The following is a 14,554-nucleotide window of genomic DNA, read 5'->3' as shown; positions in this document are numbered from 1 at the left end:
TCAGAGCGCGGGCACCCGGCGGCCGTGCTTGACCGCGTACATGTCGGCGTCGGCGCGGCGCAGCAGGGTTTCCGCGTCGCGGCCGTCGACCGGGCAGCAGGCCACGCCGATGCTGACGCCGATGCGGGAAAACGGCACTGGCCCCTGGCTGGCGTCAAGCCCGGCCTGCAGCACGTCGGCCACCGCGCGCGCGTCGGCGTGGCTGGTACAGCCCGGCAGCAGCACCACGAACTCGTCGCCACCGACGCGGGCGATGAAGTCGCCGTGGCGCAGCGCGCGCCGCAGGCGGTCGGCGGTCTCGCACAGCAGGCGGTCGCCCTGCGCGTGGCCGAGGCGGTCGTTGACGGCCTTGAAGCCGTCCAGGTCCAGGTACAGCACCGCCAGCGGCTGCGCGCCGTCGCCGAGGGCGCGTTCCAGTTCCTCGCGCAGCCGGTAACGGTTGGGCAGGCGGGTGAGCGGATCGTGTCCGGCCATGAACTCCAGCCGGCGCTCGAGGTCGCGCAGCTCGGTGACCGGGTGGCCCACGGCGATGCGCACTCCGTACTCGGGCAGCCATTTGGCCGACCACTGCATGTCCACGATCCGGCCGTCGCGGTGCACGTAGCGGTTGCGGAAGTTCGGCAGCGGCCGGCCTTCCATGACCCGCTGCACCGCCTGCGCGGTGATGCCATGGTCCTCGGGATGCACCAGTTCGATCATGCGCCGGCCCAGGACTTCGTCCGGTCGGTAGCCGATGATCTGCTCGAACGCGGCATTGACCGCCAGGTAGCGGCCTTCCGGATCGACCACGCACACCATGTCGGGCAACAGGTCGAGGATCTCGCCCAGGGGCGGCAGCGTCGAAGGCATGCGGGGCACGGCAAGGCGGGGCGGTGAGGAATTATTACGCCGCCACGGGTGTCCAGCGGAAGAGGGGCGCGCACCGGCCGCCGCCTGCGGCGTTTGTTACCCTGTGCCGCTTTTCGATGGCGGCGCCGGCCCGCACCTCGCGAGATATTCCCCCATGAAATGGTTCCGCATCGTCCCGATCCTGCTGCTGATCGCGCTCAACACCCTGCTGCACTGCCTGCCGCTGTTCGCGGTGGCGCTGTTCAAGGCGGTATTGCCGCTGGCGGCCGTGCGGCGCGCCTGCAACCCGCTGCTGACCGGGCTGGCCGAGAGCTGGATCGGCGTCAACAGCGCGATGATGGAGGCCTTCACCCGTACCCGCTTCCAGCTCGACGTGCCGCCGGCGCTGGAGCGCGACGGCCATTACCTGGTGCTGGCCAACCACCAGAGCTGGGTAGACATCCTGGTGCTGCAGAAGGTGTTCAACCGGCGCATCCCGCTGCTGCGCTTCTTCCTCAAGCGCTCGCTGTTCTGGGTGCCGGTGCTGGGGCTGGCGTGGTGGGCGCTGGATTTCCCGTTCATGGGCCGCTACAGCCGCAGGCAGATCGCCCGCAACCCGGAACTGGGCCGGCGCGACATGGAAGCGACACGGCGCGCCTGCGCCAGGTTCCGCGACATCCCGGTGGCGGTGATGAACTTCGTCGAGGGCACGCGCTTCACCCGCGCCAAGCACGACGGCCAGGCCTCGCCGTTCCGCCACCTGCTCAAGCCCAAGTCCGGCGGCGTGGCGTTCGTGCTGGATGCGATGGGGCAGGGCCTGCATGCGCTGCTGGACGTGACCATCGTCTACCCCAGGGGCATCCCCTCGATGCTGGACCTGATGGCCAACCGCGTCCCGGAAGTGAAGGTGCTGGTGCGGCAGCGGCCGATCCCGGCCGAGCTGGTCGCCGGCGATTACCAGGGCGACCGTGCCTTCCGCGCGCGCTTCCAGCAATGGATGAACGGCCTGTGGCAGCAGAAGGACGAGGACATCGCCACGCTGCTGGAAGCGCCGTAGCGCGCAGCAGCGCCGGTAGGAGCGACTTCAGTCGCGATGGGGACTTCCCGGGAACGCCCCATCACGACTGAAGTCGCTCCTACAGTGCCGGCCGCCGAACGGTTTAGAGTGTGCAGCCCCCTGCAACCCGGAGCCGCCATGACCGCCACCACCGCCTTCTATCCCATCGGTACCCCCGGCCAGCCCTGGGGCGCGGCGGAACGGGCGCAATGGCTGGCGCGGCAGCACGTGCAGCGCAGTCATGCCGTCGAAGTGCTGGCCCGCATCGACGCCCTGCGCGACCGCTTCGAGGTGGCGCAGTACGGGCAGCTGGACTACCCCTCCGGCCAGTACCCGCTGCTGGCGATCCGCAGCCGCGACTGGGACGACGCCCTGCCGGTGGCGCTGGTGACCGGCGGCGTGCACGGCTACGAGACCAGCGGCGTACAGGGCGCGCTGAAGTTCGTCGACCGGCACGCGGCCGACTATGCCGGCCGCTGCAACCTGCTGGTCGCGCCCTGCGTGAGCCCGTGGGGCTACGAGCGCATCCAGCGCTGGAACGCGCTGGCGCTGGACCCCAACCGTAACTTCACCGCCGGCAGCCCGGCGCCGGAATCGGCGGCGCTGATGGCCCTGGTGCAGCCGCTGGCCGGGCGCTTCCTGCTGCACATCGACCTGCACGAGACCACCGACAGCGACGAGAGCGAGTTCCGCCCGGCGCTGGCCGCGCGTGACGGCAAGCCGTTCGAGCCCGGCGAAATCCCCGACGGCTTCTACCTGGTGGACGACAGCGAAAACCCGCAGCCGGCGTTCCAGCAGGCGGTGATCGCGGCGGTGGCCCAGGTCACACACATCGCGCCGCCGGACGCGCAGGGGCAGATCATCGGCTCGCCGGTGGTGGCGCACGGCGTCATCGAGTATCCGCTCAAGGCGCTGGGCCTGTGCGCGGGCATCACGGGCGCGCGCTACACCACCACCACCGAGGTCTACCCGGACAGCCCGCGCGCCACGCCCGAGCAGTGCGACGACGCGCAGGTGGCGGCGGTACGCGCCGCGCTGGAGTACGCGCTGGCGCAGCGCTGAGCGGCCCCGTGCGTACACTGCCGCGACCAGGGCAGCGGAGCGTCGGCAGGATGGGCAGGACTCTGACGGGAATGGCGGTGGCCATGCTGGCCTGTGCAGGCGCGCAGGCGGCGCAGGCGCCGGCCTACGACCGGCCGGGCATCGGCTTTTCGACCAGCACGGTGGGCAAGGGCGTGTTCGCCTGGGAACAGGGCCTGCCCGATGGCAGCCACGACCGCCGCGATGGCGTGACCGCCACCACCTGGACGGCCGATACGCTGCTGCGGCTGGGCGTGGGCCGTACGCTGGAACTGCAGCTGGGCGCGGACACCTGGGGCGGCCAGCGCCTGCGCGGCGCCGGCCTGCACGCGCGTGCGGAAGGCGGCGGCGACGGCAGCATCGCCGTGAAGTGGGCGCCGGTGCTGGACAACGACACGCTGACGGTCGCCTTCAAATTCGGCACCACGCTGCCCTGGGGGCAGGCGCCGCTGGGCGGCGATGGCCAGGTGCGCGACCTGGGCGTCACCGTGGCCTGGGCGCTGCCGGCCGATGCCGGCCTGGCGCTGCATGTCGACCGGCAGTGGGGCAACGACGGTGACGGCTGGCTGTTCTCGCCCAGCTACGGCTTTCCCCTGGGCGAGGACGTGGCGGCCTATGTGGAAGCCGGCTACGGCGAGGACCAACAGCACATGCGCGCGGCCGGCGCGGGCCTGACCTGGATGGCGACGCCGCGGCTGCAGCTCGATGCTTCCTTCCTGCGCGGCCTGGACGAGGAAACCGCCGATTGGCAGGGCGGCGTCGGGCTGGCGCTTTATTTCGATTGAAGCGGTATCGGCGGTCCGCCTAGCGGCGCCTGCGGATCAGGGTCGCCGACGCCTGCAGCACCGCGCGGGTGAGCAGCGCCATCGAGGCGACTTCGCCCTTCCAGTGCTGCCAGTACAGCGGAATGTCTTCCCAGGCGCGCGCCTTGACGTAGACCAGTCGCCCGCTTTCCAGGTGGCGGCGCACCAGCGGCAGGGGGTTCATGGTCCAGCCCAGGCCGCCGAGGTTGGCGTGGACGAAGGCGCGGGTGGAGGGAATCCACCAGGTCGGCGCGTGCAGCGGCTGCTGCGAGCCGGTCAGGCGCTGGGCGTAACGCGCCTGCAGGTCGTCCTTGCGGTTGAACACCAGCACCGGGGCCTGCGCCAGCGCCTGTGTGGTGACCCCCTTGGCGAAGTGGCGCGCGTGGAATTCCGGGGTGCAGGTGGCGGCGTAGCGCATGCTGCCCAGCGCGTGGATCTGGCAGCCCTGCACCGGCTCGGACAGGGTGGTGACCGCGCCCAGCACCGCGCCCTGGCGCAGCAGCGCGGCGGTGTGGTCCTGGTCCTCGGTGTGCAGGTCCAGGGTGGTGCTGCTGTCGCGCGCGAAGGCCAGCGCGGCCTCGGGGAACCAGGTTTCCATGCTGTCGTGGTTCACCGCCACCGGGATGCTGGCTCGCGGCAGGTCGGCGTCGGACAGGCCGATGCGCTCGAAGGCGTCGCGCTCCAGCAGCGCGGTCTGCTCGGCCAGCCGCACCAGTACCTGGCCCTCGGCGGTGGCCTCGGTGGGCGTGGTGCGCCTGACCAGCAGCTTGCCGACGCGCTCCTCCAGCGCCTTGATCCGCTGCGATACCGCCGAGGCGGTGACGTTCAGCGCCAGCGCGGCGCGCTCAAAGCTGCCTTCGCGGATCACCGCGGCCAGGGCGCGGAGCTGGGCATGGTCGATGCGCATGATTAAGTACGGCTAATGAGGGTTTAAGAAGTTTAGCTCTACTTTTCGATGTTGCGCTGCGACAATTGCCCGCATCGACGCACCCCGGTGCCGTCTTCCCCCATCCGTACACAGGCAGTTCCCCCATGTTTTCCGTCGTAACCGCCCAGGCCACCAGCAGCGCCTGGCTCAGCGGTGCCGGTACCGGCATCGGTCTTTTCGCCGTGGTGGGCGCGCAGAGCGCCTTCATCCTGCGCCAGGGCATCCTGCGCCAGCACGTGATCCCGGTGATCGCCACCTGCTTCGCCATCGACGCGGCCTTCATCTTCGCCAGCGTCGCCGGCCTGCGCACGCTCACCAACCAGCTGCCGTGGCTGACCACGGTGCTGCTGTGGGGCGGCGTCGCCTTCCTGGCCTGGTACGCGCTGCAGTCGGCGCGGCGGGCCATGGCCGGCGGTGGCGGCATGCAGCTGGACGACAGCGCCGAATCCTCGCGCCGCGCGGCGATGATGGCCGCGGCCGGCTTCTCGATCATCAACCCGCATTTCTGGCTGGACATGGTGGTGATCGGCTCCATCGCCGACAACTTCGGCCATGCGCGCATGGCCTTCGCCGCCGGCGTGGTGACCGCCAGCGCGCTGTGGCTGACCGCGCAGGGCCTGGGCGCGCGCCTGCTGGCGCCGCTGTTCAACAAGCCGGGCACCTGGCGCGTGCTCGACGGCACCATCGCGGTGATCCTGAGCGTGCTGGCGCTGACCCTGGCGCTGCGCGGCGTGGGTTGATGGCGCGGACGCGGGCCATCGGCGCGGGTGCCGGCATGCCGGCGCCGGCGCGCTGCGCGGCGGCTTGCGCATGAGCCAGGCCCGGCCCGCGCTGTGGACATCGGGGTTCCTGTTGGCCTGCGTCGCCAACTTCCTGATGGGCATGTCGTTCTACGTGCTGATGCCGACCCTGCCGTTCCACCTGGTGGAGCAGCTGCGGATCGGCGAGGCCACGGTGGGCCTGGTGCTGTCCAGCTACGTGATCGCCGCGCTGCTGGTGCGGCCGTTCTCCGGTTTCATCGTCGACCGCTTCAACGCCAAGCACGCCTACCTGCTGGCGCTGGCGGCCTACGTGCTGTTCACCTCCGGCTACCTGCTGGCGCACACCGTGCTGGTCTTCGTGCTGGTGCGGCTGGGCATCGGCGTGACCTTCGCGGTGATGAGCACCGCCGCCAATACCCAGGCCATCGACATCATTCCCTCGGCGCGCCGCGGCGAGGGCATCGGCTTCTTCGGCCTGATGAGCAGCCTGGCGATGGCGCTGGGCCCGATGGCCGGCCTGTGGCTGATGGACCATTACCCGTTCCCAGTGATCTTCGAGGCGGCGGTGGCCGCCGGCGTCGCCGGCCTGCTGGTGGCGACGCGGGTGCACGCGCCGCGCAAGCTGCGCGACGGCACGGCCACGGTGCTGTCGCTGGACCGCTTCCTGCTGGTGCGCGGCATCCCGCTGGCGCTGAACCTGGCGGTGATCGGCCTGGGCTACGGCATGCTGCTGGCCTTCGCCGCGATCCACGGCAAGCAGCTGGGCGCGGGCAATACCGGCATCTTCTTCACCCTGATGGCGGTGGGCATGATGGTCTCGCGCGCGTTCTCCGGACGCCTGATCGATGGCGGCCGGGTGGTGCTGGCGACCAACGGCGGCAGCCTGGCGATCGTCGCCGGGCTCGGCCTGATGGCCTGGGCGCAGGCGCCGGCGACGTACTACCTGTCGGGCCTGCTGGCCGGCTTCGGCTTCGGCGTGGTGTACCCGGCCTACCAGACGATGATGGTCAACCTTGGCGGGCACGCGCAGCGCGGCACCGCGGTGGCCACCTATTTCTGCGCGCTGGACGTGGGCATCGGTGCGGGCATGGTGCTGGCCGGGCTGGTGGCCGCCCGCTTCGGCCTGGCCGCGGCGTTCGCCAGCGGCGCCGGCCTGGCGCTGGGCGCCGGGCTGGTCTATGCGCTGCTGCTGTCGGCGCGCTTCGTGCGCGCGCCGCTGCCGCAGGCCGGCGCCGGCGGCGTCGCGCACGCCGGGAAAAACGGCTGAAGAGCGGCGGCGCTTGGCCGCCGCCGGCCTGTGGCAGAATCCATCCGCATGTGGCGTCCGTCGGGCGCCGATCCATCACCTCCGGGGGAAGAATGAAGAAGTACCTGCCCGTCATCGCCGTGCTGTGCCTGCTGTCGGCCTGCAGCCAGGGCATCAAGGGCGTCTATGCCGACGCGATGGGCGTCACCCGGTACAGCTTCACCTCCGGCGGCAAGGTGACCATCGAGGCGATGGGCATCGCACAGGAAACCACCTATGTGCGCGAAGGCGACACCCTGAAGGTGGCGCTGCCGCAGAAGGGCGCGTCGCTGAATTTCACCATCAACCAGGACGGTTCGCTGGGAGGCCCGCTCGGCATCCGCCTGGAAAGAACCGACAGGTGACGGATCGCGGCATGCGGCCGGCACGCCCTGGGCACGGGAGGCGCTTGCGTTGGAACCGGTGATCCTTTCCGCGCTCGTGGCGGCGCTGCTGGCCGGGGCGGGCGCGGCCTGGTGGTTCGGGCGGCGGCCGCAGGCCGAGGCCTGGAGCTATGTTCCCGAAGCCCCCGACACCGACACGGCCGCCGCGCCGGCCATGGACCCCGCGCTGCTGCCGCAGATGCGCCGGCGCTTCCTGCGCGCCGCGCTCGGCGTCGAAGGCGGGGAGGCCGAATTGCCCGACCTGCCCGCGCATGACCCGGTGGCCGATGCCGTGGTGGCGTCGCTGGAGCGCGCCGACCTGTCGCAGCGCTACCTCCCGCGGCGCCCGCACCTGCTGCCGCAGTTGATCCACAGCGTCAACGACAGCACCGCCTCGGCGCGTTCCATCGGCCGCATCATCGGCAGCGACCCGCTGCTGACGGTGAACCTGCTGCGCATCGCCAACAGCGCGCTGTACCGCTTCCAGCAACAGCAGGTGCGCAGCATCGAGCGCGCGGTGACCCTGGTCGGCAACGAGGGCATCCGCCAGATCATCTCCGCCGCGCTGGTGCAGCCGGTGATGAATCCCCCCGACGGCGACGGCGGGCGGTTCTCGCAGCGGATCTGGGACTACACCCTGCGCATGTCGCTGGCCGCGGCCGACCACGCGCGCGGCGTGGAGCGCGAGGACGGATTCTCCGCGCAGCTGGCCGGCCTGCTGCGCGGGCTGGCCATGGTCATGGTGGTGCGCGCCACCGCCGACGCTTATTCGCGCCGGCAGACGCTGGCGCCGTCGCCGGAACTGCTGCTGTCGCTGCTGGAACGCTGCACGCCGCCGCTGGCGGCGCGGATCGCGCGCGAATGGCAGCTTGCGGCCGAGGTCGCCGCCGCGCTGGAAGCGGACGGGCAGGGCGCGCCGGCATCGTCGCTGGCGCGCTCGCTGGAAGTCGGCGAACTGGCCGCGGCGCTGTCGATGCTGTGCCGGGAAGGTCTGCTGGACGAAGCGCAGGCGCTGGAACTGCTGTCCGCCTGCGTGCCCGGCCATGTCGGCGGCTGGCTGTGGAAGCGGGTCAGCCCGGACGAGCCGTGCGCCCCCTGAGCCTGCCGCCCGCCGTGGGCGGGCGACGGCCTACAGCTGCGATTCGAGCGGCAGCCAGCTGATGACGCGCGCGGTGGCGCGCTGCAGCCAGGTGGTGTCCGGTTCGGCGACGTAGCCGGCCGGCGGCGCGCGTGCGCGGTCCAGCCAGCGCAGTTTCCCGTCGCTGTCCAGGTACAGGTAATAGCTCAGGTCCGGGCCGGACAGGCGCAGGTATTCCTCGCGCAGCTGCACCGCCAGCACCGGGTCGTCGAACAGCACGCCCATCTCGGTGTTGAGGTAGGCCGAGCGCGGGTCGATGTTGAACGAGCCGACGAAGCCGCGCCGGTCGTCCACGACGATGGCCTTGGTGTGCAGGCTGGCGCCGCTGCTGCCGAAGGCCGAACTGCGGCCGCCATCGCCGCGCGACTTGAGTTCGTAGAGCTGGACGCCGCCGCGCAGCAGCGGCAGCCGGTAATGCATGTAGCCGCTGTGTACCGCGGCCACGTCGTTGGCGGCCAGCGAGTTGGTGACGATGCCGACATGCACGCCCCCGGCCACCTGCCGCAGCAGTTCCTCCTCGCCGGTGCGGCCGGGGACGAAATACGGCGAGATCAGCAGGGTCTTGTGCCGGGCCTGGCCCAGTTCGGTGGCCAGGCGCGTCACCAGCCAGTCGGCGCGGTCGTTGTCGCGGTGCTTGAGCGGTGGATCGGAATACACCTGGAGGCGCGCGCTCCAGTGCAGCGGCAGGCGGTCGCCGACATAGGTGCCGGCCAGGCGCGTGCGCAGCCGGTCCAGGTAGGGGCGGGCCTCGGCGCGGCGCGCGTCCAGGGTGGCGCGGGAGACCAGTTGGCCGAGCTGCTGGCGCGACACCGGGGCGAGGGCGGCGATGGGCACGGCGGCGCGGCTGTTCCAGAAGGCGTCGAAGATGGCGCTGGCCTGGCCGGCGGCCGGGCCGGCGAGCAGCAGGTCCAGGTCGCGGAAATTGACGTCCGGGCGCGCGTCGAAATACTCCGCGCCGATGTTGCGGCCGCCGACGATGGCCACGCGGCCGTCGGCGATCCAGGCCTTGTTGTGCATGCGGTGGTTGATGCTGAAGACCCGCTGCACCATCTCCACCAGCCGCCACACGCCCTCGCGGTTGCGGAACGGGTTGTACAGGCGCACCTCGATGTTGCGGTGCGCGTCCAGCGCCAGCAGCTGCTTGTCCATGCCCGAGGCGTTCATGTCGTCCAGCAGCAGGCGCACGCGCACGCCGCGTTCGGCCGCCTCGTACACGTCGCGCGCCAGCAGGTGGCCGACCATGTCGTCGTGCCACATGTAGTACTGCAGGTCCAGGCTGCGGCCGGCCTGGCGGGTGACGACCGAGCGCGCGGCGAAGGCTTCCAGCCCGTCGACCAGGTAGGCCGCGCCGCTGCGGCCCGGATGCGCGGCAAGCTGGGGGGCGAGCGCGCGGTCCAGCGGGGTCTGCCCGGTGCGCGGCGGCAGCGCGGTGGACGGCGCGCCGACCGCGCGCGGGGTGAGCCGGTCGCCCAGCAGCAGGCCGCTGGCGACCAGCAGCAGGAGCACCGCGAGGAGGCGGCCGCACAGGCGCAGCAGGCGCCTGCCGCGGGAGGGGGAGGGTTCCATGGCCCGCATCCTAGCGGTGTCGGGGTGATGTCGGCGCGTCGGCCATGACGTTCCGGGGGTGTGGGCGGCGGGCGGTCTGGGCGAGAATCGCGGTTTGCCTTGCCCGAGCCTGCCGATGAGCGACCGTTCCCCTTCCTTTCGCGCCCCCAGCCTGGTGGTCCAGATCATCATCGGCCTGCTCGCCGGCATCGTGCTGGCGCTGGCCTGGCCGCAGGGCGCGCGCGCGGTCGGGCTGCTCGGCACCGTGTTCGTGTCGGCGCTGAAGGCGGTGGCGCCGGCGCTGGTGCTGATCCTGGTCACGGCTTCCATCGCCAACCACCAGCAGGGGCAGAAGACGCACATCCGCGCGATCCTGCTGCTGTACGTGGTCGGCACGCTGGCCGCGGCGCTGGTGGGCGTGCTGGCCAGCACCCTGTTCCCCAGCACGCTGCTGCTGAAGGCGCCCACCGATGCAGGGCTGAGCGCGCCGGGCGGCATCGGCGAGGTGCTGCGCACGCTGTTGATGCAGATCGTCGACAACCCGGTGAACGCGCTGCTGCATGCCAACTACATCGGCCTGCTGGCGTGGGCGGTCGGCCTGGGCCTGGCGCTGCGCCACGCCGGCGCCGGCACGCGCGCGGTGGTGGCCGACCTGTCCGCGGCGATCACCTGGATCGTGCGCATGGTGATCCGGCTGGCGCCGCTGGGCGTGTTCGGCATCGTCGCCTCGCTGCTGGCCGAATCCGGCCTCGGCGCGCTGAAGGCCTACCTGCACGTGCTGTGCGTGCTGGTCGGGGCGATGCTGTTCATGGCCTTCGTCGGCAACCCGCTGATCGTGGCGGTGGTGACCCGCCGCAACCCGTACCCGCTGGTGCTGCGCTGCCTGCGCGAGAGCGGCATCACCGCGTTCTTCACCCGCTCCTCGGCGGCCAACATCCCGGTCAACCTGGAACTGTGCCGCAAGCTGGGCCTGCACGAGGAAACCTATTCGGTGGCGATCCCGCTGGGCGCGACCATCAACATGGCCGGCGCGGCGATCACCATCTCGGTGCTGACGCTGGCGGCGGTGCACACGCTCGGCATCGCCGTGGACCTGCCCACATCGCTGCTGCTGAGCGTGGTGGCGGCGATCGGCGCCTGCGGCGCATCCGGCGTGCCGGGCGGCTCGCTGCTGCTGATCCCGCTGGCCTGCGGCCTGTTCGGCATTTCCAACGACGTGGCGATGCAGGTGGTGGCGGTGGGCTTCGTGGTAGGCGTGGTGCAGGACTCGGCCGAGACCGCGCTCAATTCCTCCACCGACGTGGTGTTCGTGGCCGCCGCCGAGCAGGCGCGCGGGCGCGGCTGACGGCGATGGGCGCGCGCTTCACCCCGGCGGTCCGCATCGGCCTTTCCATCGCGCTGGCCACCGGGCTGTACGGCGTTTCCTTCGGCGCGCTGGCGGTGGCGTCCGGGTTCAGTGTCGGCCAGACCGCGGCACTGAGCCTGCTGATGTTCACCGGCGGCTCGCAGTTCGCCTTCATCGGCGTGATCGGCGCCGGCGGCACCGGCGCGGCCGCATTCGGCGCGGCCACGCTGCTGGGCATCCGCAACGCGGTGTACGGCGCGCAGATCAACCGCATGCTGCGGCCGCGCGGCTGGCTGCGCCCGCTGTCGGCGCAGGTCACCATCGACGAATCGGTGGCGACCGCCGCTGGCCAGGACGAGCCCGCCGAGCAGCGCCGCGGGTTCTGGGCGGCCGGCGTGGGCGTCTACCTGCTGTGGAACCTGTTCACCCTGCTGGGCGCGCTGCTTGGCGATGCGCTGGGCGACCCGCGCCGCTGGGGCCTGGATGGCGCCGCGGTGGCCGCCTTCCTCGGCCTGCTGTGGCCGCGCCTGCGTTCGCGCGAACCGGTGGCCATCGCCGTGGCCTGCGCGCTGGTGACGGTGCTGGCGCTGCCCTGGGTGCCGCCGGGCGTGCCGATCCTGCTGGCGGCCGCGGTCGCTGGGCTGTGGGGCTGGTTCGGGCGCGGCCCGGCCGATGAAGGCCTGGAGCCGGACGTGGCGCCCGGCCACGACGCGGGAGACGCGCGATGACGCTGTGGGGCTGGGTGCTGCTGGCCAGCGTCGTGGCCTGGGCGATCAAGTTCTGCGGCTACCTGGTGCCGGTGCGCTGGATGGAATCGCCGCGCATGACGCGCGTGGCCGGCACCTTGACCATCGGCCTGCTGGCGTCGCTGACCACGATGAACGCGGTCTCCGCCGGGCAGGGCATGGCGCTGGACGCGCGCCTCGGCGCGCTGGTGGTGGCTGCGCTGGCGCTGCTGCTGCGCCTGCCGTTCCTGGGGGTGGTGCTGGCCGGCGCGGTGGCGGCGGCGGTGCTGCGGCTGCTGGCGTAGGCGCCGGGCGGCACCGGCGGGGCTTTGGCCGGGGGAGTTTCGTGCAGGGCAGGCCCTGCACCTGCGGGAAGTGCGGCTCAGAAGCGCTGGCCGGGGGCCAGATACCGCCATTGACCATCCGGCATGCGGCTCAGGCCGATGCGGCCGATGCGCAGCCGCCGCACCTGGGTGGCGCGCAGCCCGACCGCCGCGCACATGTGCTGCAGCTGGCCCGGTCGCACGTCCTTGATCGCGAAGCGCAGGCGCTGCTCGCTCTGCCAGCTGACCTTGCAGGCGGGCAGGGCGCGGCCCTGGAAGCTCAGCCCGTGGGTCAGCTTCGGCAACGCCCACGGGCTGCCTTCGCCTTCCACGTCGACCATGAACTCCTGTTCCAGCCCCGGCCCGGCCTCGAGCAGGTGCCGACGCACGCGCCAGTCCTGGGTGAGCACCACCAGGCCGCAGACGGCGGCGTCCAGCGGCAGCGGCGCTTCCAGGCGCAGGAAGTGGCGGTGCAGCAGGCGCAGGCCGGAAGCATCGTCGGCGAAGCGCGCGTCCTCGCGCAGCAGCGCGGACATGTCCGCGGCGGTGCAGCCGGCGGGCTTGTTCAGCAGCAGCGTCGCCGGTTCGGCCGGCTCGCTGCTGGCGCCGGCGGCGAGGGTGATGGTTTCGCCGGCCACCAGGGTCTGCGGCGCTTCCACCACCACGCCGTCCACGCTGACCCAGCCGCCCTCGATGTAGTGCCGGGCCTGGGCGCGGGAACAGTGCAGCTGCGCGGCGAGGCGCTTGTCGAGACGGAGGGGCGTGGTCATGGGGGCGGACAGTGCGGCGGGCGGGGAGTGTAGCGCCGTGGCGACGCAGGTGCCGGGCCTGCCCGGCATGAAGCTTCTCCGGCAAGGCGGCATCCGCCTCTACGGGATGCCGGGAGGGGCGGCGGCTTCGTGCTCCAGCGCGGTCAGGTACAGGCGCAGGTCGAACTCCAGCTGGTGGTAATCCGGTTCCATGTGCAGGCACAGCTGGTAGAAGGCCTTGTTGTGTTCGGCCTCCTTCAGGTGCGCCAGTTCATGCACCACGATCATGCGCAGGAACGGCGCCGGCGCATCGCGGAACACGCTGGCGATGCGGATCTCGCGGCTGGCCCTGAGCCTGCCGCCATGGTTGCGCGAGACCGCCGTGTGCAGGCCCAGCGCGTGCCTGAGCACCTGCAGCTTGCCGTCGTACAGCACCTTGCCCAGCGGCACCGACTGGCGCAGGTGGCGTTCCTTCAGCGCCTGCACGTAGTCGTAGAGCTGGCGGTCGCTGCGTACCGCGTGCGCCTGCGGGTAGCGGCGGCGCACGGCCTCGCCCAGCGTTCCCTGCGCCAGCAGCGCGCGGGCGCGCTGCTGCAGGTGCTCGGGATAGCCGGCGAGGTAGGTCAGGGGCTGCATCGGCGGGCGCGGGTGGGGGCGGGCCGGTATCATGGCAGCATCGATCCGATCACGTAGTACGAGAGATGGCAAAGGCGAATCCCCTGCAGGAGCAGCTGCTCAAGGCCGGCCTGGTCAAGAAGTCGCAGGTCGCGCAGGTCGCGCGCGAGCAGAACAAGGCGCGGCACGCCAAGGGCGCGGCCGCCGGCCCCAGCGAAGGCCAGCTGGAAGCCGAACGCGCGCGCGCGGAGAAGGCCGAGCGCGACCGCGCGCTGGCCGCCGAACGCAACGCCCAGCGCCGCGCCGAGGAACTGCGTGCGCAGGCGCGGCAGATCATCGCCGACCGCAAGGTGCCGCGCCGCGGCGAGCTGGAATACCGCTTCAGCGATGGTGCGGCGATCCGCACCCTGCTGGTGGACGAGGCGCTGCGCAGGCAGCTGGCCGCCGGCACGCTGGTGATCGCGCGCCATGGCGAGGGCTTCGAGCTGCTGCCGCGACTGGCCGCGGAAAAGGTGCGCGAGCGCGACGCCGCGCTGATCGTGCTCGACCACGGCCAGGCCGGCGATGCGCCGGCATCCAGCGGCAACGCCGAGGACGACGCCTATTACGCGCAGTTCGTGGTGCCCGACGACCTGGTCTGGTGACCACGCGGCGGCGCATTGGCCCGACATACAGGCGCTTGCGCTAGGCTGGCCCCTGGTCACTACGGAGCAGCCAGCCATGGCCACCGGTTGGGCGGGAGATACCGCCGTTCAGGATCAGATAGACGCCACCGTCGAGGACGCGATCAAGCGCGCCCGCAGCCGCCTGCCCAGCGGGCCGGGGCTGGAGCGCTGCGAGGAATGCGACGCGCCGATTCCCGAGGCGCGGCGCAAGGCCATTCCCGGCGTGCGCCTGTGCGTGGCCTGCCAGCAGGCGCTGGACGCCGAGGAGTCGGCCCACAGCGGCTACAACCGCCGCGGCAGCAAGGACAGCCAGCTGCGCTGAGG

The 14,554-nt window shown here is 71.8% G+C and carries 17 protein-coding genes; 12 read left to right on the top strand and 5 right to left on the bottom strand.

Features of this window, described 5'->3' with window-relative positions; translation table 11 throughout:
* Positions 1-849, bottom strand: coding sequence for a diguanylate cyclase domain-containing protein (locus tag AC06FP_RS07460; RefSeq protein WP_478075062.1), 849 nt, complete (start codon positions 847-849; stop codon positions 1-3).
* A gap of 154 nt (positions 850-1,003) precedes the next feature.
* On the opposite strand from AC06FP_RS07460, the gene AC06FP_RS07455 reads away from it, so the two are divergent.
* From AC06FP_RS07455 to AC06FP_RS07445, 3 genes are all read left to right on the top strand, one after another.
* On the top strand, positions 1,004-1,885 hold the full coding sequence (locus tag AC06FP_RS07455; protein WP_478075061.1) for an acyltransferase: 882 nt from the start codon (positions 1,004-1,006) through the stop codon (positions 1,883-1,885).
* Between the two features lie 138 nt (positions 1,886-2,023).
* Entirely contained in the window at positions 2,024-2,947 is a 924-nt protein-coding gene (locus AC06FP_RS07450) for a M14 family metallopeptidase (RefSeq protein ID WP_478075060.1), read from the top strand.
* A gap of 50 nt (positions 2,948-2,997) precedes the next feature.
* On the top strand, positions 2,998-3,750 hold the full coding sequence (locus tag AC06FP_RS07445) for a transporter (protein WP_478075059.1): 753 nt from the start codon (positions 2,998-3,000) through the stop codon (positions 3,748-3,750).
* Positions 3,751-3,769: 19 nt separating this feature from the next.
* On the opposite strand, the gene AC06FP_RS07440 is transcribed toward AC06FP_RS07445, so the two are convergent.
* Positions 3,770-4,675: a LysR family transcriptional regulator ArgP gene (locus AC06FP_RS07440; RefSeq protein WP_478075058.1), complete on the bottom strand. Its 906-nt coding sequence runs from the start codon at positions 4,673-4,675 to the stop codon at positions 3,770-3,772.
* Positions 4,676-4,800: 125 nt separating this feature from the next.
* On the opposite strand from AC06FP_RS07440, the gene AC06FP_RS07435 reads away from it, so the two are divergent.
* The 4 genes from AC06FP_RS07435 (at position 4,801) to AC06FP_RS07420 (ending at position 8,224) form a co-directional block, all read left to right on the top strand.
* The gene (locus tag AC06FP_RS07435; protein WP_456118733.1) at positions 4,801-5,436 is read left to right on the top strand and encodes a LysE/ArgO family amino acid transporter; all 636 of its coding nucleotides are present in this window, start codon (positions 4,801-4,803) and stop codon (positions 5,434-5,436) included.
* A gap of 70 nt (positions 5,437-5,506) precedes the next feature.
* Entirely contained in the window at positions 5,507-6,724 is a 1,218-nt protein-coding gene (locus AC06FP_RS07430) for an MFS transporter (RefSeq protein ID WP_456118735.1), read from the top strand.
* A 92-nt stretch (positions 6,725-6,816) separates the two neighbouring features.
* A complete protein-coding gene (locus AC06FP_RS07425; protein ID WP_456118737.1) occupies positions 6,817-7,107 on the top strand; it encodes a hypothetical protein in 291 nt (96 codons plus the stop codon).
* A gap of 58 nt (positions 7,108-7,165) precedes the next feature.
* Positions 7,166-8,224: an HDOD domain-containing protein gene (locus tag AC06FP_RS07420; protein ID WP_478075057.1), complete on the top strand. Its 1,059-nt coding sequence runs from the start codon at positions 7,166-7,168 to the stop codon at positions 8,222-8,224.
* Between the two features lie 30 nt (positions 8,225-8,254).
* Here AC06FP_RS07420 and AC06FP_RS07415 read toward each other — a convergent pair whose 3' ends face one another.
* Positions 8,255-9,829, bottom strand: a complete 1,575-nt coding sequence (locus AC06FP_RS07415) for a phospholipase D family protein (RefSeq protein ID WP_478075056.1) — start codon at positions 9,827-9,829, stop codon at positions 8,255-8,257.
* Between the two features lie 115 nt (positions 9,830-9,944).
* Here AC06FP_RS07415 and sstT point away from each other — a divergent pair, with 115 nt between their 5' ends.
* From sstT to AC06FP_RS07400, 3 genes are read left to right on the top strand one after another with little or no spacing between them, the layout of a single operon-like run.
* Positions 9,945-11,153 carry a serine/threonine transporter SstT gene (gene sstT / locus AC06FP_RS07410; protein WP_478075055.1) on the top strand — a complete coding sequence of 403 codons (1,209 nt, stop codon included), beginning with the start codon at positions 9,945-9,947 and terminating at the stop codon, positions 11,151-11,153.
* Between the two features lie 5 nt (positions 11,154-11,158).
* Positions 11,159-11,881: an AzlC family ABC transporter permease gene (locus tag AC06FP_RS07405; RefSeq protein WP_478075054.1), complete on the top strand. Its 723-nt coding sequence runs from the start codon at positions 11,159-11,161 to the stop codon at positions 11,879-11,881.
* Complete coding sequence (locus AC06FP_RS07400; RefSeq protein WP_478075053.1) at positions 11,878-12,183, top strand: AzlD domain-containing protein; 306 nt, start codon at positions 11,878-11,880, stop codon at positions 12,181-12,183. Before AC06FP_RS07405 ends, AC06FP_RS07400 begins: the two co-directional genes overlap by 4 nt.
* Positions 12,184-12,260: 77 nt before the next feature.
* Here AC06FP_RS07400 and AC06FP_RS07395 read toward each other — a convergent pair whose 3' ends face one another.
* Both AC06FP_RS07395 and AC06FP_RS07390 read right to left on the bottom strand, forming a co-directional pair.
* On the bottom strand, positions 12,261-12,971 hold the full coding sequence (locus AC06FP_RS07395) for an RNA pseudouridine synthase (RefSeq protein WP_478075052.1): 711 nt from the start codon (positions 12,969-12,971) through the stop codon (positions 12,261-12,263).
* Between the two features lie 99 nt (positions 12,972-13,070).
* Positions 13,071-13,586 carry a M48 metallopeptidase family protein gene (locus tag AC06FP_RS07390; protein ID WP_478075051.1) on the bottom strand — a complete coding sequence of 172 codons (516 nt, stop codon included), beginning with the start codon at positions 13,584-13,586 and terminating at the stop codon, positions 13,071-13,073.
* Between the two features lie 65 nt (positions 13,587-13,651).
* Here AC06FP_RS07390 and AC06FP_RS07385 point away from each other — a divergent pair, with 65 nt between their 5' ends.
* Both AC06FP_RS07385 and AC06FP_RS07380 read left to right on the top strand, forming a co-directional pair.
* Complete coding sequence (locus AC06FP_RS07385) at positions 13,652-14,209, top strand: DUF2058 domain-containing protein (protein WP_478075050.1); 558 nt, start codon at positions 13,652-13,654, stop codon at positions 14,207-14,209.
* A 76-nt stretch (positions 14,210-14,285) separates the two neighbouring features.
* On the top strand, positions 14,286-14,552 hold the full coding sequence (locus AC06FP_RS07380; RefSeq protein ID WP_055770167.1) for a DksA/TraR family C4-type zinc finger protein: 267 nt from the start codon (positions 14,286-14,288) through the stop codon (positions 14,550-14,552).
* The last annotated feature ends 2 nt before the right edge of the window (positions 14,553-14,554 follow it).

The sequence above is a fragment of the Stenotrophomonas sp. Steno-Z2 genome (assembly GCF_056393235.1).
Note: the sequence above shows the minus strand (reverse complement) of the source record. Positions and strands in the feature narration are given on the sequence as shown.